Origin of the sequence: Filomicrobium sp., assembly GCF_025698805.1 — a bacterium.
Classification (GTDB): Bacteria; Pseudomonadota; Alphaproteobacteria; order Rhizobiales; family Hyphomicrobiaceae; genus Filomicrobium; species Filomicrobium insigne.
In genome coordinates, this window is record NZ_JAILWT010000003.1 from 19304 (window position 1) to 40756 (window position 21453).

A 21453-nucleotide genomic window follows, 5' to 3' on the forward strand; every position below is an offset into this window, starting at 1 on the left:
CAATGCGACATTCGACTAGCCGTAATTTGTATCGGTATTGGAACGAGGTAAGGGGAGATCGTATCGCCCCCCGGCGATTTGAGATCGAGCCTTCGCGCATATCACATTTGCTGCCAGAGACATTTATTCTGGAAGCTGTGGATGAAGGCAACTTGCGCTACAGGCTGGCGGGCACGCGACTTACGGAGCAGTTCGGCCAGGAATTCCGCGGAGCAAATTTCTTTCATCACTGGATAGGGCTCGAACGCGGGACCGTGATGAGTAAACTCTCAGAGGTCATGCGCTCCGGTTCAGTTGCGGTTATCGCTACGGAGGCCCTCTGTAGCCGCGGACGAAAGGCGAGCTTTGAGTTTGTTGTGATGCCCTTGGTTCATACTCAGGGTTCGATCGATAGGTTGCTTGGAGCCGGAAGTTGCATCAACCCTCCAGCCTGGCTTGGACAAGAGCCGTTGGTTCGTCAACGTCTGATTGATGTTCGAATTATTAGCCCTGAACAGCCGGTTTCATTAAAACTACCGGAGTTTTCTCCGCCCGCAGAAGATCCACCTCCGTTTTTTTCTCATGTGCGCAATGCTCGGATCGTTCGGCAGGACCGACGCCAATTCCGCGTTTATGATGGCGGGCTCTTGACACGGGGAACTGAAACTTAACGACGTTCGCATGCCGTGATTCTGCCACCTCCTGACTGTTTCATATTTGGACGGGACGTTAGCCTAACGTTAACGGCCTCTACCGCATAATCCTCAGCGATGTTCTGAGCACTTGGTGTCTCAGTACGAAACGCGGCGTCTGCCAGCGCGTGCGGGCAGGCGGTGAGAAGGTGCGCATATGTCAGCGACTACGGCACAATTGGTGCTGCGGCACCTCGCGGGTGAACCCGGATCAGGCAGCGAAACTACGCGGCGTAGGTATCGTCGTGTGATGCTGTCGTTGCCTGGGCGCTTTATGCGTGCCGACAAGACCGAGCATGATTGCCAGCTTGTGGATATCTCTGTGGGCGGGGCTTCAGTGAAGAGCGCCGCCGCCGTGGAGAATAATGAGCGCATCGTTGTTTATTTCGAACATCTCGGAGCTCTTGAGGGCGTTGTCGTGCGAGCATTTGCGGGAGGCTTTGCCCTGCGAAGCAGCCTGTCTGCCCATAAGCGCGAACGTCTTGTCGCAAAGCTGACGTGGCTCATCAACCGCAGTGAACTGGAGGACTTCGAGGCGCGCAAGGAAGAGCGTGTCCGACGGTCTGGAAACACGGCGTTGCTTCGTCTGGAAGATGGTCGCGAAGTCGAATGTGAGCTGATCGATATGTCCGTGTCAGGGGCTTTGCTTGCCACGACGTGGCGTCCGCCGCTGGGGTCAATTGTGACTGTCGGCAGACAAAGCGCCACCGTTCGTCGTCATCACCGAACGGGCATCGGCATTGAATTTGGAGCGCAGTAGGGCGGAACCTGATGATGTCCAAACTGTTGAGAATGGGATTGGCAACGGCGTGACGAGGCAAGCACACAAGCCGGTATTAACAGCCAGTTGCCTTGGTGAGGGTTGCGCTGACAAGTGCGTATGTCAGTATGAAACGAGTATGCGGGGGTAATCGAGTATGACGCGCGTCGGTACCGTTTTGACGTTGGCCGTTCTGTGCGCTGCCGTTGGTGGCCCAGCGCAGGGTCAGCAGGTTACGGGCTCTCATCATAAGCCCAGCGCGTCTTATTATGGGCACCGCGCTCCCGCCTTCATGAAAATCTTCGGTCCCGCTCAGCCACCCTACGGTTTCGTACGGTTCTGCGAGTCCAATCCGAAGTATTGCGCACCTCACGGGATTGCCGAGACGCGGCTTACCGCAACGCCAGAGCGTCTCATCGAGCTTGATGAGGTCAACAGGTATGTGAATGATCGTATTCAGCCGCTGACGGATCAGGAGATCTACGGGGTTACGGAATATTGGACCCTGCCTGACAAGTACGGCGACTGCGAAGATTATGTGCTTCTGAAGCGGCAGATTTTGATCGAGCGTGGCTGGCCGCCGAGCGCACTTCTGATCACGGTTGTTCGGGACGAGTATGGTGATGGCCACGCTGTGTTGACCGCGCGGACATCTCAGGGCGACTACATCCTCGACAATAAGGTGTCTGAAGTTCGCGTCTGGAGTTCGACGCCCTACCAGTACGTTATGCGGCAGTCTTACGTGAACCCGCGTGTCTGGGTGTCACTGGAGGAGATGCTGGTGGATCAGCCGTTGGTGATGTCGGGTAACTCCGGTTCCGACCGTGACTGAGCGCAAAATCATTTGCTCCGGCGGGAAAGCTTTTTAGCTTTCCGCTTGGGGCTTCATGCGATCCGAAAAGCGCTTCCAGTTTTCCACATAACGTTCGGCTGCGAGGGAGAACTTCGCGACGTCTTCTTCGCTTAGTTCCCGCACAACGCGTCCGGGAGATCCCATCACGAGAGATCTTGGCGGGATCACTTTGCCTTCTGGAATGAGGGTGTTGGCACCGATAAGACTGCCTTCGCCGATAATACAGCCATTGAGCAAGATCGAGCCGATGCCGATCAAGCTGCGGGTGCCGATTGTGCACCCATGCAGCATAACCATGTGTCCGATGGTGCAGTCGGATGCGATGGTCATGGGAAATCCAGGATCGGTGTGCAGCACGCACCCATCCTGGATGTTCGAACGGTCGCCGATACGGATTGGCTCGTTGTCTCCCCGGATGACGGTACCGAACCAAACGCTCGCTTCGTCGCCGATTTCGACATTGCCAACCACAACGGCGTTCGGAGCTACCCAGTATGCTCCGCTGGCAGGCGTGCGCACCTGATGATCAAGTTCAAATAGGGCCATGAGATCGTCGTTAATGTCGAACCGGCACATTAAGCCGTGAGCGGCGGCTGTGCGGGCTATCGCTTTGTTTAAATGCTCAAGCTTGGTGCGTAATTCACGCGTCCTCGAGATCCATCTCTAGGATGGCCATTTGGAACTGATATTCGGTCTCGCCGTCTTCCACGATTTTGTAGAGCGTGGCGACAAATTCATTGGCGATGAACACCTCGGCCATATCGTTCTTTTTAGGCTGCGGCCGAACTTCAAGGCTCGGGGCGCCGAACGTCTTTCGCAAATAGCCTTGCAGGCGCTCGATCTCGGTTTTCGTCACCGTTTACGTCTCCAGTTCTTATAGGTCGTTTTGCCGGACGAAAGTCCGGCACTCGATGTTGCGCGATTATTCTCCAGGCAGATCCTGGTTCATCGAACGCGCAGGCTCAGAGCATCCTGCCGGACCAACGACTTTCGCTGGAACACCGGCCACTGTGGTTTCGTCGGGGACATCCCGCAGCACGACACTGCCGGCGGCCACGCGCGAGCAATTGCCGACACGGATGTTTCCGAGAATTTTGGCACCGGCGCCGATCAGGACGTTGCAGCCGATCTTGGGATGGCGATCCCCGCCCACCTTGCCGCTGCCGCCAAGGGTCACGCCGTGCAAGAACGAGCAATTGTCCCCAACCACGGCGGTTTCACCAACCACGAAGCCCGTCGCGTGATCAAGCATGATGCCTTGGCCAAAACGCGCGGCGGGGTGGATATCCACGCCGAAAAGCTTCGATGACTGGCTTTGTAAGTAGAGTGCAAAGTCGCGACGTCCTGCGGCCCATAGCTCGTGGGCGAACCGGTACGTCGTGATGGCGTGAAAGCCCTTAAAGTAGAGGAGCGGCTCGATATAGCGCTGGCAGGCAGGATCACGATCATAGACTGCAGCGAGATCTGCGCGGAAGGCGATGCCAAGTTCCGGCTTTTTGGTCAAAACGCCCCGGAAGATATGGCTGATAAGGCCCCCATCTACGTCGGAGTGATCCAGGCGCTGTGCAAGCCGGTGCACGACAGAATCTTCAAGCGAACTTTGACTCAGGACGGTTGCGAACACAAAGCTGCCAAGGGCTGGCTCGCTCCCCATGAGTTCCTCGGCCTCGCTACGGATTTGCGACCAAATAGGGTCGTGTGTCTGCAGCGTGTCAGAACGGGCTTGTGGATTTGGTGACGCCATAGCGACCTCGACGGGTGTGCTGGTCAGGGTTTCGTCTCGGGCTGTAGGACCGAGCCGTAACGATCCGATGTATTCAAGTCAATGTAGAGATCGGTGAGATGATTGCCAGAGTGAGTGCTGAAAGCCCCTTATTGTAGGGGGTGTGAGGCGGTTCGGCGCAGTGCGGTCTACATTTTGTCACTAGGGTTTAACGCAGTCTAAGGCTAAAGCATTAGCCAAATGCGGTGGGCAGGCGAGAACTGAGTTGCTGATACCGAAATGCGTTTTACGTCTCAAACGACCTTTCTTCGCTTCGCTGTGCGGAAGGGGGCGTATCCTCGCTATTATCGCTGCTGCTGCCTTAACCTTGGGTATGGTCACGCAGTCGGGTGTCCGCGCGCAGTCGGGCGATGATATTCACATGCCTTCGTTTGGGGATAGCCGGCTTCTGTCAGCGTGTTTTTCACCTAGTGCGCTCAAAGGACAGCGCGGTGAAATCAAGCCGGTTAAGGGCGTCAGGGCCTTCGACGCGACGACAGCGGCGCGTACCTTGGCGGCTCATTCGCCAATCCCGGCTGGATTATCCGGGGCCATTCGTCGGGTAAATGTGAGGAATGGTGCCAAGCTGATCGCCCTCACGCTCGATCTATGTGAGCAGACCGGAGAGATTGCCGGCTACGACGGTCCCATTATCGATTACCTTCGTGAGAACCAGATCAAAGCGACCCTGTTTACGGGCGGCAAGTGGATGCGATCGCATGAACTGCGGATCCAGCAGCTCATGGCCGATCCATTGTTTGAGATAGGCAATCACGGCGAAGCCCACCGCAATCTCAGACTCTTGTCACCGCGTGCTCTTGCGGCTGAGATTGAAGGCCCGCAGCGGGCTTATGAGGCAGCCAGGGAGGGCTTCGCGAAAGAGCAGTGCGTTGGGAATGTGGCAGGTGGGTTGTCGACCGTTCCGCCGCGGATGGGCCTTTTTCGCTTTCCGTTCGGCGCGTGCAACGCTCAATCCCTGAATGCCGTAAACGCGGCGGGTCTTCTTGCTATTCAATGGGACATCTCTACGGGCGATCCCGATCCTAATACGAGCGCCAAGGCGATCGTCAACACCGTGATGAGAAAAGTGAAGCCTGGTTCCATCATCATCGGGCATGCCAACGGGCGTGGCCATCATACGGCGGCGGCATTGTCGCAACTCATCCCGAAGCTTCGGGCGCAAGGCTATAAGTTTGTGACGGTGAGTGAGCTCTTGGCTGCCGGCACGCCGGAAATCGTGCCGACCTGTTATGATTCACGTCCGGGGGACACGGATCGTTATGATCGACTGCCGTTTCAGAAGCGCGCTACGACTGCCACAGCGCGTCCAGCAGCGGGAGCTGGAGCGGCGGACAGATGACGGCGCGCTATTCGGACCTGCCCTATGAAATTGGTTCGGTCGTTGCACGGGGTGGACGTCAAGAAGCAGTAAGGCTTGAGGCTCTTTCATCGGATTGTGCCGATTATTTCGGAGCCCAATTTTCAGCAATGACGCCGTGGGCCGAGTATGGGTTTTCGCATCAGGATCTCGCTAAGTTCCTGGCGACTTCCGAGGTCGGTGCGGCGCGCATACTGATTAGGGTTGCCGAAGCTCCTGCTGGTGTCGCTGTGATCCGAGGACAGTGGCTGCGTGGCTCCTACCTGCATTTCCTTGGCATTCTCCCGGCCTTTCAGGGACGCGGTGTTGGGGCCGCTGTCCTGTCTTGGTGGGAAACGCATGCGCGCGGCTTCGGTGATCGCAACCTTTGGATCACCGTGTCCGAGTTCAATACGCCGGCGAGATCATTTTACGGGCGACAGGGTTTCAAAGAGGCAGCAGAAATCCCGGGGCTTATTGAAGAGCCTCATTCCGAGATCCTGCTGCGTAAGCGCCTTATCTGAGTTTGCTCTACTCGATCTCGAGAACGACGCGCCCGCGAACTTCGCCGGCCAGGATTTTCGGTGCTAACCCAATGACGTCAGCTAAGGGATGCGTCACGGTGAGTTCGCTAAGCTTGCTGCGGTCCAGGTCTCGGGCGAGACGATCCCACGCTTCCACACGTTTGGCTTTGGGCGCCATAACGCTATCGATTCCGCATAGCGTAATGCCGCGTAGAATGAACGGCGCTACGCTTGCCGGAAGATCCATGCCTTGTGCGAGTCCACATGCAGCAACGGTTCCGCCGTAGCTCGTCATGGCGATAGCATTGGCAAGTGTGGTGCTGCCGGCAACGTCAACGGCACCGGCCCAGCGTTCTTTCCCAAGTGGCCGAGCTTTTCCCGACAGCTCGCTACGATCCATTATTTCAGCGGCGCCAAGTCCCCTTAGAAATTCCGTCTCGCTGGTCCGGCCGGTGGATGCGATGACGTGGTAGCCCAACCTGGCGAGCACTGAGACGGCAATAGATCCGACGCCACCTGCGGCGCCCGTGACCAGGACCGGGCCGGATGCGGGGACGACGCCATGGGCTTCGAGTGCTAGAACGCACAGCATTGCCGTGTAGCCAGCTGTACCAATTGCCATAGCCTCAGCGGCAGTGAAGGCTGCGGGTTGGTGGATCAGCCAATCGCCGTTTACGCGTGCGTATTGGGCGTAGCCACCGTGATGCGTTTCGCCGACGCCCCAGCCGTTTAGGATCACAGCATCACCGGGTTTGAAATCAGGGTGATTCGATTCGGCTACGGTGCCTGAAAAGTCGATTCCGGGAATCAATGGCCAGCGGCGCACGATGGGCGCGCGCGCCTCCAAAGCGAGGCCGTCCTTGTAGTTGATTGTCGAGTGGCTGACGCGAACCAGCACATCGCCTTCCATCAGGTCTTCAGTGCCGAGTTCCACCCAGTCAACTGATTGGCCACCCTCGTCTTTTTTCGAAATCATCAAGGCCTTGAAGCGGTCCATCCAGAAGTCCTTTCAGGCAGTTTACTGGGGCTCAAAGAGCGGCTAGTTCACGCTGAAAAATGGTCGGTTTCCTGGCATATCGTCGACCAAATTTCCGGGTGCGAATACGATGGCGTTATAATTTTTTTGCAGGAGGCCTGCGCAATTTTTTTGCGATGCACAGGTGGGAAAAGCCACACCCGGATTGCACAACTTTGCGTGTATTCAATTCTTCGAAAATCTTAATGGTTACCGACAAGTTGCTGCGAAACATCCTGATGACGAAAGTCGTTAAATTGGAATGGATCTGTATACATAAGCAAGCTGATCGTCGTGTTATAAATAGCTCTACTGAAGCTGCCTAAATGACACGCTGCGAAATGCCTAATTCCACTGCAACGCAGCAATTTTTTCGCTTGTCTCACTTTTAAACACGCAACTAGGATCTGCCAATGGTGTGGTTCTGACTACACTAGGATAGCTACCGTTTATCGGTACAAGGAGGCAACGATGACGCTGCAGATGCGACTTAATTTATTAGCCGCTATCATCTCCTTCGGTTTTCTGGCTGCCATCGTGCTCGGCGCCATCTAACGAAGGGACCGTTGGCTTACCAAGCGGCGGATGATGCTGCAGATATAAAAATCAAAGCCACTCAAGGGCAGAAAATACAAAGAGGCGTGGAACCGGACGAGTTCCGCGCCTCTTTCGCGTTTGGAGTCTGATGTCAGGTAACTCGGCGAAGTTTCAAGGGGCCGCCAGCGCTCGCGATCAACGGCGGGCGAGATATCCCAGGATCGCACCCGCAAGTGGAATGAATTGTGGATTGATTGCTCTGGGAATGCTGACGCCGAATGCCGGAAGGAACACCACGATCGCGGCACCGATGAGAGCGCCGACAAGAGCGGTGGCGAGCGTTGGCGTGCCGGGCATCCGCACGTCTTTCAGAACGAAAGAAAACAGGACGCCAATAATCCACACGATAAGAGCGTAGATCGCCGCTTCGATTGCCGCAGTCGCCAAGCTTCCGAGGTTACTCGGGATGTAGCTCATGACTTTCGGCATGCCGAACCAAGCGGCAATGATTTGCAGGATGACGAGAACGAGGTATCCGAGCATCGTTTGGCCCTCACACTTGGCGTGCAGCCCCCCACGGGCGCAAGTTGCCGTTATCCTCGCGGACTAGCACAGCTGTGGGTTTGGGGAAACGATGCAAACGATGTCGGACGAATTTGTGCCTGGGCACACGTCCGTCCGACACACTTTTGGGGCCCGGCCGAATAGTCAGCCGGGATTGATCAGGCGACTTTCGCGCTACGTTCACGCCGCGGGTCGTAATTGAGAATCGGGGCCAGCCAGCGTTCGGCTGTTTCGATGCTCCAACCCTTGCGCGCGGCGTAGTCCTCGACCTGATCGGCTTCGATCTTGGCGACACCGAAGTAGTGGCTGTCGGGATGCGCGTAGTAGAAGCCCGAGACGGCGGAACCGGGCCACATAGCGTAGCTTTCCGTCAGCTTGATGCCTGTCTGTTTTTCAACGTCCATCAATTCCCATAGCGTGGACTTTTCTGTGTGATCGGGCTGTGCCGGGTATCCCGGTGCCGGACGGATGCCGCGATACTTCTCAGCGATCAGTTCTTCGCTGGTCAGTTTTTCGTTGGAAGCGTAGCCCCAAAGCTCGCGGCGTACTTTTTCGTGCATGGCTTCGGCGAAGGCTTCGGCCAGACGATCAGCCAGCGCCTTGAACATGATCCGCCCATAGTCGTCGGTCTTCTTGAAATGGGCTTCCAATGCTTCTTCTTCGCCGATGCCGGTGGTGACGGCGAAACCGCCGAGGTAATCCGCAAGACCCGTCGATTGCGGCGCGATGAAATCCGCCAAAGCCGAGTGCGCGCGTCCGCGATTGTGATCGCGGGCGATCTGCTGGCGCAGGGTGTGGGCGGTGGCGCGGACGTTTTTGCGATCGTCGTCGTCGAAGAGAAGGATGTCATCACCGACAGCATTCGCTGGCCAGAAACCGACAACGGCATTTGCCGTCAGCCATTTGCCTTCGACGATACGATTTAGCAGTTCCTCTGCATCAGCGAAGAGCTTGCGCGCTTCGGGGCCGACGGTGTTGTCGTCCAGAATGGCGGGATAGCGGCCGCGCAGTTCCCACGTTGAGAAGAATGGGCTCCAGTCGATGTAGGGGACCAGATCCGCCAACGGATAGTTTGAGAACGCCCGCGCGCCCGTGAATGACGGCTTCGGCGGTTCATAGTTCGGCCAATCGATCTCGAAGCGGTTGTCGCGTGCGGCCTGCAGCGTTATCCGGTTTTTCTTGGCTTCGCTGGCATGGTGCGCTTCACGGACCTTTTCATATTCCGCTTGGATGTTCTCTACGAATGATCCGCGATCGTTGTCAGACAGCAGCTTGGAGACAACACCTACGGCGCGGCTCGCGTCGAGAACGTGGATTGCCTGGTTGCGTTCGTAGTTTGGCGCAACCTTGACGGCAGTATGTACGCGACTTGTTGTGGCGCCGCCGATCAAGAGTGGGAGCTGGAACCCTTCGCGCTCCATTTCAGCTGCGACAAAGCACATCTCATCGAGAGAGGGCGTGATCAGGCCAGATAGGCCAATGACGTCGACCTTCTCCTTCTTTGCGGTTTCAAGAATCTTGGCGGCCGGAACCATGACGCCCAGATCGATGACTTCGTAGTTATTACACTGAAGCACGACGCCGACGATGTTCTTGCCGATGTCGTGCACGTCACCCTTTACGGTGGCCATCAGAATCTTGCCTGCGGCAGGCTGATTAACGAGCCCCATTTCCTGCTTTTCCTTTTCCAGGAAAGGCTGCAGGTAGGCGACGGCCTGCTTCATAACTCGTGCAGATTTGACCACCTGCGGGAGGAACATTTTACCCGCACCAAACAAATCGCCGACGACGTTCATGCCGGCCATGAGCGGCCCTTCGATGACATGAAGCGGGCGTTCGGCTTGCTGGCGGGCTTCTTCCGTGTCCTCTTCGATCCAGTCGTTGATTCCGTGGACAAGAGAATGTGTGAGACGATCCTGAACCGGCTTTTCACGCCATGAGAGATCCTGTTCGCGCTTTTTGGGCCCGCCTTCGCCCTTGAAACGCGGTGCCGCTTCAAGCAACCGGTCGGTCGCATCGGGGCGGCGGTTCAGGATGACATCTTCGACCAGTTCACGCAGATCAGGCTGAATGTCGTCATAGACAGCCAGCTGACCCGCGTTGACGATGCCCATGTCCATACCCGCCTGGATGGCGTGGTAGAGGAACACAGAGTGCATCGCCTCACGGACGGGATCGTTGCCGCGGAAGGAGAACGACAAGTTCGAGACGCCGCCCGAAACATGTGTCAGCGGCATCTCTTCCTTGATACGGCGCGTCGCTTCGATGTAGGCCACGCCGTAGTCATTGTGCTCTTCGATGCCGGTTGCGACGGCGAAGATGTTGGGATCGAAGATGATATCCTGCGGTGGGAAGCCGACTTTTTCGGTCAGCAGCTTGTAAGCGCGTTGGCAGATGCTGAATTTCTGCTCGGCTGTTTCCGCCTGTCCCTGTTCGTTAAAGGCCATAACGACCACGGCGGCACCGTAGCGCAAGATTTTGCGCGCTTGTTCGAGGAAGGGACCTTCACCTTCCTTCATTGAGATCGAGTTGACGACGGCCTTGCCCTGTACGCACTTGAGGCCTGTTTCGATGACGCTCCATTTGGAGCTGTCGATCATGATTGGGACTTTGGAAATGTCCGGCTCTGACGCGATTAGGTTGAGGAACGTTTGCATCGCCTTTTCAGAGTCGAGCAAACCCTCATCCATATTGACGTCGATCATCTGTGCGCCGTTCTCGACCTGCTGTCGAGCAACGGAAAGCGCTGCCGTGTAGTCGTTGGCTTCGATGAGCTTTCTGAATTTCGCGGAGCCGGTGACGTTCGTGCGTTCGCCGACGTTGATGAACCGCATTGCTGCTGATGTCATTTACACTTCAACGGACTGATGGGTCCGCCGCCTTTCGCGTTTCTTTCCCGATCTTATCGGCATTTGCCGCAACCGCTTACTGGGTTGATCGAATTCAATCTTGATGGAGGCTGTCCGTGAGTCGATGGGACGAGATCACCCATGTACGAATGGTTCGAGCCCTGACAAGCGCATCTTGGGAGCGATTTCTGGAACCTCACGAGGGGCGTGTTTTTCAACGTGCTCGCGGACGTGCTGGATGTGTTCTGGCGTTGAGCCGCAGCATCCACCAACGATATTCAGTAGACCGTCCTCGGCCCAGGGTTCGAGCAGACACGCCATCTCGTGAGGTGTTTGATCGTATTCGCCCATGGCGTTCGGCAGGCCGGCATTGGGGTAGGCCGACACCCGTGTATTCGCGACGTGGGCAAGTTCAGCCACGTAAGGACGCATCAACTCGGCACCCAACGCACAGTTCAACCCGATCGAGAAGGGTTTTAGATGCGCCATCGAATACCAGAATGCTTCTGCGGTTTGCCCAGAAAGCGTGCGGCCGGAACGGTCCGTGATCGTACCTGAAATCATGATTGGGAGTTCGACGCCTAATTCATCGAACACCTCGAGGGTGGCATATCCTGCGGCCTTGGCGTTCAAGGTGTCGAAGACCGTCTCGATGAGGATGATGTCTGCGCCACCATTTACCAAGCCGCGCACCTGCTCCGAATAGGCTTCGCGCAGGACATCGAAGGAAGTGTTGCGGAAGCCGGGATCGTTGACGTCCGGAGATAAGGAGGCTGTGCGGTTCGTCGGGCCAACGGCGCCGGCAACAAAGCGGGGTTTGTCCGGTGTCTTCTTCGTCCATTTGTCGGCAGCAGCGCGGGCGATGCGTGCTGCCTCAACGTTGATCTCGTATGACAGCTCTTCCATCTGATAGTCGGCCATCGAGATGCGCTGAGCGTTGAACGTATTCGTTTCGAGGATGTCAGCGCCCGCGGCGAGATATTCCTCATGAATTTCCATGATCATGTCTGGCTGGGTGAGCACCAACAGGTCGTTATTGCCCTGCACGTCGCACTTCCAGTCCTTGAAGCGTTCGCCGCGATAGTCGGCTTCGGTCGGTTTGCGTCGCTGGATCATGGTGCCCATGGCGCCGTCGATTATGAGAATTCGCTTTGCGGCAGCAGCTTCCAGTGCGGCCCAGCTCGGCTTTCTTTTCATTGTTTTTTATGACTCCATTCTTTTGTTCGCTTGGGCACTCGCCTCGTTGGGCGTAATACAGTTGGGTGCCGTGTTTCAGGCGGCATTTGCCTTTGCTTTTGCGCTATCGACCGGCGCCGGCCGCAGGCCTAGCAAGTGGCAGATCGCGTAGACGAGATCGGCGCGGTTCAAGGTGTAGAAGTGGAAGCTTTTGACACCTTCATCCACGAGTCCCAACACCTGCTCAGTGGCTACGGCGCTCGCGACGAGGTGGCTCGTCTTTGGATCGTTCTCAAGCCCTTCGAAACGGCGCTCGATCCACGCCGGTATCGTTGCCCCTGTCTTTCGTGCAAAGCCTGAAACCTGCGCGAAGTTGTGGATCGGGATAACTCCTGGTGTAATGGGAACCCAAATGCCAGCAGCGCGTGCGCGCTCAAGGAAGCGCAGGTAATAGTCGCCATCAAAGACGAACTGCGTGATGATGCGATCAGCTCCGGCGTCAACCTTCGCTTTTAGGTTTTCTATGTCGGCGTCGAGGTTGGCACTTTCAGGATGGCACTCGGGATAACCTGCCACTGAGATCTCAAACGGTGCGATGGACTTGAGCCCGCTGACCAGAGCTGCAGCATTGGCATAACCACCCGGTGTCGGAACATAGTGATCGCCGACGCCGCTGGCAGGGTCGCCGCGCAGTGCAACGATATGGCGGACACCGGACGTCCAGTAATCACGGGCGACGTCATCGACTTCAGCCTTCGTGGCATCGACACAGGTCAAATGTGCTGCTGGTTTCAGGTTCGTCTCCTTTATGATGCGGGAGACGGTGGTGTGCGTGCGCTCACGCGTGGAGCCGCCGGCACCATAGGTGACGGACACAAACTCCGGGCGCAAGGGTGCCAGTCGGTGGATGCAATGCCAGAGCGTTTCTTCCATCTTCTCTGTCTTAGGCGGGAAAAACTCGAACGAAACGTCGATCTCTCCGTCTCCCACCAACCTGCTCTTGGGTTCCATATGCGGTCTCTCCTATTTCTTGAATGACGGATGCACGCTCGACGCGCATCGTCGTCACGCCGCTTCGGACTTTTCTGCCAGCCAAAGCGAGACTGTTAGGTTGTCGGTTTTGTCGCCGTGTTGTGGTGAGGGCGGCAAATGGCGGGTCGTGACAGGCTTCAAGCCGCTATCGGCGAGCCAGTTCGTCATGGTGTCTGTTCCAATGCCGAGGCGCTCGTGGGCGTGATCGCGCAGGAATTCGAGCTCATGTGGCGCGAAATCGACGATCAACAAACGGCCGCCTGGGCGAAGTATGCGGGCTGCCTCGTCCAGGGCGCGCTGAGGATCTGACAGGTAATGCAAGATCTGGTGCATGACGACGACATCGGCTTCGTCCGGCATGAGTGCAAGGTTGTAGATGTCTCCGTGGCGCACTTGTGCGTTACGTAAGCCAGCGTTGTCGATCTTGCTGCGCGCATAAGCGAGCATGGCCTGGTTTATGTCGATGCCGACGGCGCGTTGATAACGTTCGGCTAACAATTCGAGCGTTCGACCGGTTCCAGTCCCTAGATCGACAAGAAACTCTATTGGGGCTGGCCCGAGCGCTTCGCTCATGGCCGCTTCAACTTCCGCTTCGGCGACATGAAGCGAGCGGATTTGGTCCCAATCGCTGGCATGGCGCTCGAAGTACAGTTGGGCAATGGCTTCGCGATCGCGCTTCAGGTGTTCGGCACGTTCTCGGTCCCGAATTACGATGGGGTCGTTGAGGTCCGCCATCGCCAGTAACACGGAAGCCAATCGGCCGTTTGCGGTCCTATCGGACAAGTGGAAATAGACCCAGCTTCCCTCGCGGATGCGCTCGATCAAGCCGGCTTCGACCAACAGCTTCAGGTGCCGGCTGAGCCGAGGTTGGCTCTGGCCGAGGATCTGCGTCAGGTCCTTAACGTTGAGTTCGCCCGACGTAAGCAGCAACAGAATGCGCAGCCGCGTAGGTTCGGCCGCTGCTTTCAGGGCTATCACCATCTGGCTCGTAGCCAGTGGCAGCCGCGTTGGGGACAGATCGTTCATGACGGCAATAGATATAAAGATATCTTTATATGTCAAGCGATATGTCGTCTTCTTCAAGCTTGCTGGCTGATCGCGCGTCGCGAAGGCTTAGGTTTGGCTTAAGACCTGGCAGTTATGCTGGCTTTTAGTGTTTCCCAACCGCTGTGCCGCTTCAGATTTCTTGCTTGCTCATGCCATTTTCTTCCTTCGAAACGGTCTCAATCACCGCGCATCGTGATGGATTGCCGGCACACATAGAACAGCGCGTGTGCAACACCGCAGCTCTTGCGCAGCTTTTCTTCCTGCTTCCGGTTCTAGGATTGTTTGCCGCGCCTTATCTGGTGCTGGGTGTTGGTTTTGTTTCTGAACCAATCTTTTCAGAAGTCGTCGCAGAGCGCCCGAGCGCCTTTCTTGCCGTCCTTGCTGGTTTCGGAATGGGCGGCATTTTACTGGGGTTGCCGACTGTCAGATGCCTGCGCCGGCTAGGGAAACGACGCGAAATCACTCTTACGAATAGCTATGTTGAAGTCGACGACCGGAACCTTTGGGGGGCGAGCAAATGGGGGTGTCCGCTCCGCGAGTTCAGTGGCGTCACTCATCACATACGTACCAATGTGTCAGGTGTGCGCCATGAGCTGATCCTTGTGCACCCTGTTTCGCGGCGCTGCCTATTGTTGCGTATTGGGGATCAAATCAGCCTGGAGGAAACCCAGAGTCTGGCGGATCTGCTGGGATTGCCGATGCTTTCAGCGTCGGCCCTCTTTGCTCGGCGATCGCCTCAGGGCGCATCTTCAGGCGACTTTGCAGGTCAACATCGCAGTATTGAGATCAGTGAGGGGATCCGTTGCCCTTAACTTGCCATCTAAGCTCAGTAGCAGGTTTAATGTGCTTTTTTTGGCACGCGGGCGTGCCGTCATTTGGGTTCAGATAAGTTTGACGGGGCGGGGTCGGCATGAAGATTGTATTTTGCCAACCATCAATCAGTTATCGCAGGCCAGCGATTGGACTGCCAAAACAAGCGCGTAGCGCCATGGAGATGTTCATGACCATTGCCCGTTTGCGTTCGGGTCACGGTTTCTTACGGACTCGGTTCGGGGTGTTGGTGCTGGCCAGCATCGCAATGGTCAGTTTCGGAATGGGTGCTGCGCGGGCCGAACAGCCAGTTCAGTACATGCAGCGTGTGGCCAATGAGCTTGTCACCGCCGCACGCCAGGGTACGAGCGATGCCTTCATGCAAGTCATGGAACGGCACGCGGACCTGCCCTCTATCGGGCTCTATTCCCTAGGGTCTTATGCCAAAGCTCTGCCGAGCAGCGAGCGCACGTCCTACTATTCAGGGATGATGTCGTTCATCTCACGCTATGCGGCGTCGCAGGCACCTCAATATCCCGTCGTCAAGGCGGTTGCTATCGGTCAGACGGAAGAAACACGGTCTGGCGTTTACGTGGATAGCGTTGTGACAATGCGTGACGGCACCTCATATGAGGTGCGTTGGTGGCTGATCCGCCGTGGTAGCTCCTTTAAGGTTGGCGATGCGGAAGTTATGGGCTTTTGGGCTCGCGAGCAGCTCAAGCGGCTTTTTGAGACTTACATTTCGGAGAATGGCGGAAACCCAAAAACTTTGGTTCTCGCGCTCAACCGTTGACAATAAGCACGGCTTGAAAAATTACGCCGCCCGAAAGGTCTGACCATCGGGCGGCGTTTTCGTTTCTTGCGCTTTGAAGTTCGCGCGATTAGCGCTCGAAGCGCTTGTATTTGATCCGGTGAGGTTCGACTGCGGCGTCGCCAAGGCGACGCTTCTTGTCTTCCTCGTAAGCTTCGAAGTTGCCTTCGAACCATTCCACGTGACTGTCGCCCTCGAATGCGAGGATGTGCGTAGCGAGACGATCAAGGAAGAAGCGGTCGTGGCTGATGACCACGGCGCAGCCTGGGAAGTCTTCCAAAGCAGCTTCGAGTGCGGAGAGGGTTTCGGTATCAAGGTCGTTGGTCGGCTCGTCGAGGAGGAGCAGGTTGCCGCCCTCTTTCAAAAGCTTGGCAAGGTGGACGCGGTTGCGCTCGCCACCCGAAAGCATATCGACCCTCTTTTGCTGATCGGCCCCCTTGAAGTTAAACCAGCCGCAATAGGCGCGTGAAGGAACTTCCTTCTTGCCGCCGAGCAATATCTGGTCGAGGCCGCCGGAGATTTCTTCCCAAACAGTCTTCTTGGGATCGAGGTGATCGCGCGACTGGTCGACGTAAGACAGCTTCACCGTTTCGCCGAGTTTAAAAGTTCCAGCGTCGGGTGTTTCCTGGCCGGTGATCATCCGGAATAGCGTCGTCTTACCGGCGCCGTTGGGACCGATAACGCCGACAATGCCACCAGGAGGAAGCTTGAAGGACAGGCCGTCGATAAGCAGGCAATCGCCGAAGCCTTTCGTCACGCCGTCGGCTTCGACCACGACGCCGCCAAGGCGTGGACCTTGAGCGATGTGGATGGTGGCGCGGCCAACATCCTCGCGACCAGCTTCCTCGGCCAGCTTTTCATATGCCGTAATACGGGCTTTGGATTTCGCCTGACGTGCCTTGGGGCTTGAACGGATCCATTCCAACTCGCGGCTGAGTGCACGCTGCTTGGCTTCTTCCTGGCCCTTTTCGACTTCGAGGCGCTTCGCTTTCTGTTCCAGCCAGCTCGAATAGTTGCCGTGGTAGGGCACGCCCTGGCCACGATCCAATTCGAGGGTCCACTCGGTCAGGTTATCGAGGAAGTAGCGGTCGTGCGTTACGAGAATGACGCAGCCGGCGTATTCCTTGAGGAAGCGTTCGAGCCAGGCGACGCTTTCAGCGTCGAGGTGGTTCGTCGGCTCATCGAGCAGGAGAATGTCGGGCTTCGACAAAAGTAAACGGGTCAGCGCGACGCGGCGCTTTTCACCACCTGACAGCTTGGTGACGTCGGCATCGCCCGGCGGGCAGCGCAATGCATCGAGGGCCTGTTCGACCTGTGTGTCCAGATCCCAGAGGTTCTGGGCATCGATCTGGTCCTGGAGAGCCGCCATCTCGTCGGCGGTTTCTTCGGAGTAGTTGGAAGCGATCTCGTTGTAGCGGTCGATGAGTGCCTTCTTTTCGGCGACACCTTCCATGGCGTTGCCAAGCACATCCTTTTCAGGATCGAGTTCGGGTTCCTGAGGCAGGTAGCCGACCTTGACGCCATCGGCGGCCCAAGCTTCGCCGACGAAGTCGGTCATCTGGCCGGCCATGATCTTCAACAGTGTCGATTTACCGGCGCCGTTGAGACCGACGACGCCGATCTTGGCGCCAGGCAAAAATGATAGGGAAATGTCCTTCAGGACCTGCTTGCCGCCCGGATAGGTCTTGGACAGCTTGTGCATGTGATAGACGTATTGCGGGTTCGCCATTTAATTGGGCGCCTCTCTCGCTGGATTGTTCGGGAGTCTTGATCTGCGCCGGTTCTAGCCGATCGCGCGGCGCGGCGCAAAGGGGAAGGCTATGTTCCTGCTCTTCCGTGGGCTCACCAAATTCTGTTTCAAAACGCCCATTTGATCATGGAGAAGTTCGAGACGCCGGTGAAGAAGTAGTGGCCGAGGCCGACGGTGAAGATGAGCCAACCCCAAAGGGTGTGTTCCAGCCAGACCGCCCAGAAGGATCGTGTGGCTTCGTAGCGGTAGGCCAGCAACGTGCCGATGACGGCTGTCCCGGCGATTGCGATCCAATTGCCGAAGAGAAAATGGGCAAAGCCAAAAAGGATGCCGTTGGCGAGAATGAGCGCGCCGCGTTCCTCTCCGAAGAGCGGGCCGTAGCGGTGGAAGAAGAAGGTGCGATAGACGAGTTCCTGCACCGGCACGGACAACATCGGGTACAGGATCATAATCCTTTCCCAGGTCTCCGGACGTTGAAGTGGGAAATTGAGATAACGCGCTGGCATCTCTTGCGCGACATATGCTGCGACCATGCCGCCCGCGATGGCGAAGATCGCCAGCATGGAAAGCAGTTCTTTCGGACTCGGCAGACGGATCAGCTCGCGCCGCAGGTAGAACGTCCGGTCCCAAAGCAGAAAGACAATAAAGGCGAGTAGTACGGGCTGCAAAACGACAAACAACGGGACGGATTCGCTGTGTACAGCGTAGTCCAGCGCGATAGGCAGTCCGATGAAGAGCCCCAGCATTTCGATGAGCAGGAGGAGACGTCGCAAAAGCGATGGGACGGCATAGCGCTGTTCGCGCGGCAAAGTTCCGCCGGCGGCGAGGCCGGGCTCTCGGAGCAATAAGCGGTTTGTGCTGGATACTTCCGCCATTCTTCGCCGCACACCTGCCTTGTCAGAGCGGATTTCCGTTAGCTGGCGGCTGTCATCTTTTTGACGGCGGCTGAAAGCGAATGGCGGATCTTGTGCCAGCCCTTGCTGCCTTCGCTGGTCATCCAATTCATCTGCAGCGAGCGCCGCTGGCCTTCGAAGGGATGATGACCATGCCAGGAATTGTCCGAGCGTTTGAAGACTAGGAGAGTGCCGTTGTCCGGAGGAACTTCAGCGACGTAATCGTCCACGTCGGTTCCGTTACGCAGGATGCGCAAGCGCCCGCCGTCCTGGTTCCAGTTCTCATTGAGATAGAGCAGGACGGTGATGATCTTGTCTTTTGAATCCGTATGGATGCGGCCGTCTTTCGCGCGCGTGTAGCCACGCAGGGAGTACATCTTCGGGCGGCCTTCAAGCTCGACTGCAAACTTTTCTTCGATGGCACGCTGGAAGTCAGGGCCGTCCAGCTCCTCGATGACCTCTTTGATGGTCATGTTGGATTCGAGGCTTTCGATCGGGTAGGAGCCACCCTTTTCGATATTCGGATAGGTTTCGGTGATTTGGCGGATACTGTCCGGCGACAGGAACCCAGGTACGATCGTGTGGAGATAAGGCTCGGTCTCGAGGCTGGCGTCCCGGAGAGCGTTAAGGTTCAAGTGCGCCATGCGGATCATCCCTGATGCTTGAAAAAGGGGTTCCTGATCGTCGTCTGTCGTCTTAGCTAGGGCAATGTTCTGCCGGAAATGGGGCCGCGCGCCTAGTTAAAAGACCGCGCGCCTTCTTAACTCATAATACCCGAGAGCATCTGCTTACGCTTTGCGTAGCGGTGATTGATCTCACCGGCAATCCGGGCGGCGGAATCAAGCGGTTCATAAGTCCAGTTTTCGAGGTTTTCAAAGACTGTCGGCAAGGGCCGTGTGGCCCCATGCTCGGCCAATCCCTGGTGAAAGCGCGCGAACTTCGCCGAACCGCCGGACGGCGTGAATATGTAAACGGGCTTTCCAGTGGCGCAGGCTTCACCGCACATGTTTACGCTGTCCGCCGTCACGATAAGAATATCGGCAGCGGCCAGAAAATGTGGATAAGGATTGGCGCCTTCGCCCGTCCAGAGGATGCGAGGGGCATCGCGCGTGGCGTCCTCGGCGGCTGCGATGAGGCGTTGGTGAGTTCGCCGTGATGGCGTGATCAGGAAACTAGCCCCGAGTGCGGATAAGGATCTGAGACTGGCCGCGAAACGTGCGTCATCATCCTCGGTAAATTTGTAGACGCCGTTCTTTCCACCTAGAACAACGGCGACGCGCGGGCTTGGCAGGACTTTGATTTCGTCAGGTAGTTCGTCGGCCAGCTGCTTCAAGCGCGCCGGCGTGAAGCTGTGCGGAGAGGTCAGGGTCGCCAAGACATTGGGGCCGCGGCGCTTATCGTGTTGCGGTACCCAAATCAAATCAGCGGTGCCGGGGCCTGATTTAGGGTCTTGAAGAACGACGGTGTATGTTTGGGGACCCGCAAGTTTCTTGATGGCACGGATATAGGGAATGCTGGCGCGCCCTGTGGCAATGGCGACGGCGGGCCAAGGTGGTGCAAACACGCTGCCGGGCTGCCCCAATTTTGCTGCGGGATCGACTGGTCCCCAAGGCGCCAATATGCGCCAGATCCCCGATGGGTCGACGTCCTTCATCACGTAGTCGAGGCCCAAAGCATCGGCGACGCCCTTGGCCTGGACCACCATGCCCGCTTTGCCATCGGTGATGATCCAGCCCTTTCGTCCAGCCAGAGAACTGGCTGGGGCGGGTGATTGACTGGAAGGTTGTGTCATGTCGGTCATACGGCGGTTTTGACTGTTACTGCGCCTATTGTCGAGTGCGCAAAGGGTCTGAGTGTCTCTTTGCGAGAACTCCCGTTGCCCCATAGGCGGCATACGCTGGTGCGCAATATTATTTCTCTCGTTGATGATAAGGTTGCGCATTATTGCGCCTTGCCCGGCGTTATCCTACCGTCAGGCTGACCGCTGTCCACGCTAGTCCAGGATTGTGATGGGACACACACTCGATACCATTGATTGGAAAATACTGCGGGAGCTCCAGAGCGATGGTCGAATCACGAACGTCACGTTGGCGACCCGCGTTGGACTTTCCGCGCCCGCGTGTTTGCGTCGCGTGCGTGCGCTGGAAGAGTCTGGGTTAATCGCCGGCTACACGGTGCTTCTAGACGAAGTTGCGCTGGGCTTTTCGCTCACGGCTTATGCAATGGTTGGATTACACAATCAGGCCGAAAGCGATCTTCGGGCGTTTGAAAATTTGATCCTGAGCTGGGTATACGTGCGCGACGCTTACATGTTGTCCGGTGAAACGGACTACATGCTGCGCTGCGTCACCCGCGATCTAGCCGAAATGCAGGAGTTCGTTCTCAACGAGCTTACCGCCGCCCCAAACGTAGCGAGCGTGAAGACGTTCTTGACGATCCGTCGCGTCAAACGGGAGCCTGGCATCGCGGTGAAACTGCCGACGGGTTAGCCCTGTCGGCAGCCGCCCAGACTATTTCCAGTCAATGTTGAGAATTTCGAACGAACGGGCCCCTTTAGGCGTCGTCACCTCGGCAGAGTCGCCTTTGGACTTGCCGATGAGTGCACGTGCGATAGGCGAAGAGATCGAGATCTTTCCGTCGCGCAGGTTGGCCTCCAGGTCGCCCACAATCTTGTATGTCACCTCTTCGTCGGTGTCTTCGTCGACGAGTTTGACTGTAGCACCGAACTTCACGGTATCGCCGGACAGCGTCGATACGTCGATGACGTCGGCGCGCGAAAGCTTGTCTTCAAGCTCCGCGACCTTGGCCTCGTTCAAGCCCTGAGCTTCTTTCGCGGCGTGATACTCCGCATTTTCGGAGAGATCGCCGTGCGCCCGCGCTTCCGAGATCGCTTGAATGATGCGCGGGCGTTCTTCCGATTTCAGGCGGTGCAGCTCCTCTTCGAGCCTGCGGAACCCTTCGGTCGTCATGGGCACCCGTTCCATCGCCATAGCTTAACGTCTCCTGCGTGGCCCGGCTGATTGGCCGGGACCAATAGACTTT

General features: G+C 57.1%; 22 protein-coding genes. 8 read left to right on the plus strand and 14 right to left on the minus strand.

Annotated features, from left to right (window positions below):
* The first annotated feature begins 2 nt into the window (after positions 1-2).
* The 3 genes from K5845_RS21195 to K5845_RS07530 all read left to right on the plus strand — a co-directional run bounded on the left by K5845_RS21195 (position 3) and on the right by K5845_RS07530 (position 2263).
* Positions 3-650, plus strand: a complete 648-nt coding sequence (locus tag K5845_RS21195; protein ID WP_353736535.1) for a PAS domain-containing protein — start codon at positions 3-5, stop codon at positions 648-650.
* A gap of 178 nt (positions 651-828) precedes the next feature.
* Entirely contained in the window at positions 829-1431 is a 603-nt protein-coding gene (locus K5845_RS07525) for a PilZ domain-containing protein (RefSeq protein WP_090229333.1), read from the plus strand.
* A 157-nt stretch (positions 1432-1588) separates the two neighbouring features.
* Positions 1589-2263, plus strand: coding sequence for a transglutaminase-like cysteine peptidase (locus tag K5845_RS07530; RefSeq protein ID WP_090229331.1), 675 nt, complete (start codon positions 1589-1591; stop codon positions 2261-2263).
* A 33-nt stretch (positions 2264-2296) separates the two neighbouring features.
* On the opposite strand, the gene K5845_RS07535 is transcribed toward K5845_RS07530, so the two are convergent.
* The 3 genes from K5845_RS07535 to cysE form a co-directional block, all read right to left on the minus strand.
* A complete protein-coding gene (locus K5845_RS07535) occupies positions 2297-2830 on the minus strand; it encodes a gamma carbonic anhydrase family protein (protein WP_046480435.1) in 534 nt (177 codons plus the stop codon).
* A 94-nt stretch (positions 2831-2924) separates the two neighbouring features.
* Positions 2925-3140 carry a DUF3126 family protein gene (locus K5845_RS07540; protein WP_046478618.1) on the minus strand — a complete coding sequence of 72 codons (216 nt, stop codon included), beginning with the start codon at positions 3138-3140 and terminating at the stop codon, positions 2925-2927.
* Between the two features lie 66 nt (positions 3141-3206).
* A complete protein-coding gene (cysE, locus tag K5845_RS07545; protein ID WP_046478619.1) occupies positions 3207-4028 on the minus strand; it encodes a serine O-acetyltransferase in 822 nt (273 codons plus the stop codon).
* A gap of 244 nt (positions 4029-4272) precedes the next feature.
* Between cysE and K5845_RS07550 the strand changes: the two genes are divergently transcribed.
* Both K5845_RS07550 and K5845_RS07555 read left to right on the plus strand, forming a co-directional pair.
* Positions 4273-5406: a polysaccharide deacetylase family protein gene (locus tag K5845_RS07550; RefSeq protein ID WP_287958717.1), complete on the plus strand. Its 1134-nt coding sequence runs from the start codon at positions 4273-4275 to the stop codon at positions 5404-5406.
* Entirely contained in the window at positions 5403-5927 is a 525-nt protein-coding gene (locus K5845_RS07555) for a GNAT family N-acetyltransferase (protein WP_052743952.1), read from the plus strand. Before K5845_RS07550 ends, K5845_RS07555 begins: the two co-directional genes overlap by 4 nt.
* Positions 5928-5934: 7 nt before the next feature.
* Here K5845_RS07555 and acuI read toward each other — a convergent pair whose 3' ends face one another.
* The 6 genes from acuI to K5845_RS07585 form a co-directional block, all read right to left on the minus strand.
* On the minus strand, positions 5935-6924 hold the full coding sequence (gene acuI, locus K5845_RS07560; protein WP_287958718.1) for an acrylyl-CoA reductase (NADPH): 990 nt from the start codon (positions 6922-6924) through the stop codon (positions 5935-5937).
* A gap of 750 nt (positions 6925-7674) precedes the next feature.
* Positions 7675-8022 (minus strand): hypothetical protein, encoded by a 348-nt coding sequence (locus tag K5845_RS07565; RefSeq protein ID WP_046478621.1) that lies wholly within the window; start codon positions 8020-8022, stop codon positions 7675-7677.
* Positions 8023-8201: 179 nt separating this feature from the next.
* Positions 8202-10892, minus strand: a complete 2691-nt coding sequence (gene metH / locus K5845_RS07570; RefSeq protein WP_353736536.1) for a methionine synthase — start codon at positions 10890-10892, stop codon at positions 8202-8204.
* A gap of 135 nt (positions 10893-11027) precedes the next feature.
* The gene (locus K5845_RS07575) at positions 11028-12089 is read right to left on the minus strand and encodes a homocysteine S-methyltransferase family protein (protein ID WP_046478622.1); all 1062 of its coding nucleotides are present in this window, start codon (positions 12087-12089) and stop codon (positions 11028-11030) included.
* A 75-nt stretch (positions 12090-12164) separates the two neighbouring features.
* Positions 12165-13079, minus strand: coding sequence for a methylenetetrahydrofolate reductase [NAD(P)H] (metF, locus tag K5845_RS07580; RefSeq protein WP_046478623.1), 915 nt, complete (start codon positions 13077-13079; stop codon positions 12165-12167).
* A gap of 54 nt (positions 13080-13133) precedes the next feature.
* On the minus strand, positions 13134-14162 hold the full coding sequence (locus K5845_RS07585) for an ArsR/SmtB family transcription factor (protein ID WP_287958719.1): 1029 nt from the start codon (positions 14160-14162) through the stop codon (positions 13134-13136).
* A 134-nt stretch (positions 14163-14296) separates the two neighbouring features.
* Here K5845_RS07585 and K5845_RS07590 point away from each other — a divergent pair, with 134 nt between their 5' ends.
* Both K5845_RS07590 and K5845_RS07595 read left to right on the plus strand, forming a co-directional pair.
* Positions 14297-14959, plus strand: a complete 663-nt coding sequence (locus tag K5845_RS07590; protein WP_287958720.1) for a hypothetical protein — start codon at positions 14297-14299, stop codon at positions 14957-14959.
* A 188-nt stretch (positions 14960-15147) separates the two neighbouring features.
* Positions 15148-15750 carry an ABC transporter substrate-binding protein gene (locus K5845_RS07595; protein ID WP_046478624.1) on the plus strand — a complete coding sequence of 201 codons (603 nt, stop codon included), beginning with the start codon at positions 15148-15150 and terminating at the stop codon, positions 15748-15750.
* An 88-nt stretch (positions 15751-15838) separates the two neighbouring features.
* On the opposite strand, the gene ettA is transcribed toward K5845_RS07595, so the two are convergent.
* From ettA to K5845_RS07615, 4 genes are all read right to left on the minus strand, one after another.
* Positions 15839-17497 (minus strand): energy-dependent translational throttle protein EttA, encoded by a 1659-nt coding sequence (gene ettA / locus K5845_RS07600; RefSeq protein ID WP_287958721.1) that lies wholly within the window; start codon positions 17495-17497, stop codon positions 15839-15841.
* A gap of 128 nt (positions 17498-17625) precedes the next feature.
* A complete protein-coding gene (locus K5845_RS07605; RefSeq protein WP_287958722.1) occupies positions 17626-18393 on the minus strand; it encodes a CPBP family intramembrane glutamic endopeptidase in 768 nt (255 codons plus the stop codon).
* A 38-nt stretch (positions 18394-18431) separates the two neighbouring features.
* Positions 18432-19055 carry a 2OG-Fe(II) oxygenase gene (locus K5845_RS07610; RefSeq protein WP_046480450.1) on the minus strand — a complete coding sequence of 208 codons (624 nt, stop codon included), beginning with the start codon at positions 19053-19055 and terminating at the stop codon, positions 18432-18434.
* A 116-nt stretch (positions 19056-19171) separates the two neighbouring features.
* Positions 19172-20212 carry a mitochondrial fission ELM1 family protein gene (locus K5845_RS07615; protein WP_244512432.1) on the minus strand — a complete coding sequence of 347 codons (1041 nt, stop codon included), beginning with the start codon at positions 20210-20212 and terminating at the stop codon, positions 19172-19174.
* 208 nt (positions 20213-20420) lie between these two features.
* Between K5845_RS07615 and K5845_RS07620 the strand changes: the two genes are divergently transcribed.
* Positions 20421-20900, plus strand: a complete 480-nt coding sequence (locus K5845_RS07620) for an Lrp/AsnC family transcriptional regulator (RefSeq protein ID WP_046478627.1) — start codon at positions 20421-20423, stop codon at positions 20898-20900.
* A 21-nt stretch (positions 20901-20921) separates the two neighbouring features.
* Here the strand turns inward: K5845_RS07620 and greA are convergent, their stop codons facing one another.
* Complete coding sequence (gene greA, locus K5845_RS07625; protein ID WP_046480454.1) at positions 20922-21395, minus strand: transcription elongation factor GreA; 474 nt, start codon at positions 21393-21395, stop codon at positions 20922-20924.
* Positions 21396-21453: the final 58 nt, after the last annotated feature.

Coding starts and splice junctions, on each gene's coding strand:
- K5845_RS07555 (WP_052743952.1), top strand. CDS start 5,403: ATGACGGCGCGCTATTCGGACCTGCCCTATGAAATTGGTTCGGTCGTT.
- metF (WP_046478623.1), bottom strand. CDS start 13,079: ATGGAACCCAAGAGCAGGTTGGTGGGAGACGGAGAGATCGACGTTTCG.
- greA (WP_046480454.1), bottom strand. CDS start 21,395: ATGGAACGGGTGCCCATGACGACCGAAGGGTTCCGCAGGCTCGAAGAG.
- K5845_RS07530 (WP_090229331.1), top strand. CDS start 1,589: ATGACGCGCGTCGGTACCGTTTTGACGTTGGCCGTTCTGTGCGCTGCC.
- ettA (WP_287958721.1), bottom strand. CDS start 17,497: ATGGCGAACCCGCAATACGTCTATCACATGCACAAGCTGTCCAAGACC.
- K5845_RS07605 (WP_287958722.1), bottom strand. CDS start 18,393: ATGGCGGAAGTATCCAGCACAAACCGCTTATTGCTCCGAGAGCCCGGC.
- K5845_RS07615 (WP_244512432.1), bottom strand. CDS start 20,212: ATGACCGACATGACACAACCTTCCAGTCAATCACCCGCCCCAGCCAGT.
- K5845_RS07565 (WP_046478621.1), bottom strand. CDS start 8,022: ATGCTCGGATACCTCGTTCTCGTCATCCTGCAAATCATTGCCGCTTGG.
- K5845_RS07610 (WP_046480450.1), bottom strand. CDS start 19,055: ATGGCGCACTTGAACCTTAACGCTCTCCGGGACGCCAGCCTCGAGACC.
- K5845_RS07535 (WP_046480435.1), bottom strand. CDS start 2,830: ATGGCCCTATTTGAACTTGATCATCAGGTGCGCACGCCTGCCAGCGGA.
- K5845_RS07620 (WP_046478627.1), top strand. CDS start 20,421: ATGGGACACACACTCGATACCATTGATTGGAAAATACTGCGGGAGCTC.
- K5845_RS07525 (WP_090229333.1), top strand. CDS start 829: ATGTCAGCGACTACGGCACAATTGGTGCTGCGGCACCTCGCGGGTGAA.
- K5845_RS07575 (WP_046478622.1), bottom strand. CDS start 12,089: ATGAAAAGAAAGCCGAGCTGGGCCGCACTGGAAGCTGCTGCCGCAAAG.
- cysE (WP_046478619.1), bottom strand. CDS start 4,028: ATGGCGTCACCAAATCCACAAGCCCGTTCTGACACGCTGCAGACACAC.
- K5845_RS07590 (WP_287958720.1), top strand. CDS start 14,297: ATGCCATTTTCTTCCTTCGAAACGGTCTCAATCACCGCGCATCGTGAT.
- acuI (WP_287958718.1), bottom strand. CDS start 6,924: ATGGACCGCTTCAAGGCCTTGATGATTTCGAAAAAAGACGAGGGTGGC.
- K5845_RS21195 (WP_353736535.1), top strand. CDS start 3: ATGCGACATTCGACTAGCCGTAATTTGTATCGGTATTGGAACGAGGTA.
- K5845_RS07595 (WP_046478624.1), top strand. CDS start 15,148: ATGACCATTGCCCGTTTGCGTTCGGGTCACGGTTTCTTACGGACTCGG.
- metH (WP_353736536.1), bottom strand. CDS start 10,892: ATGACATCAGCAGCAATGCGGTTCATCAACGTCGGCGAACGCACGAAC.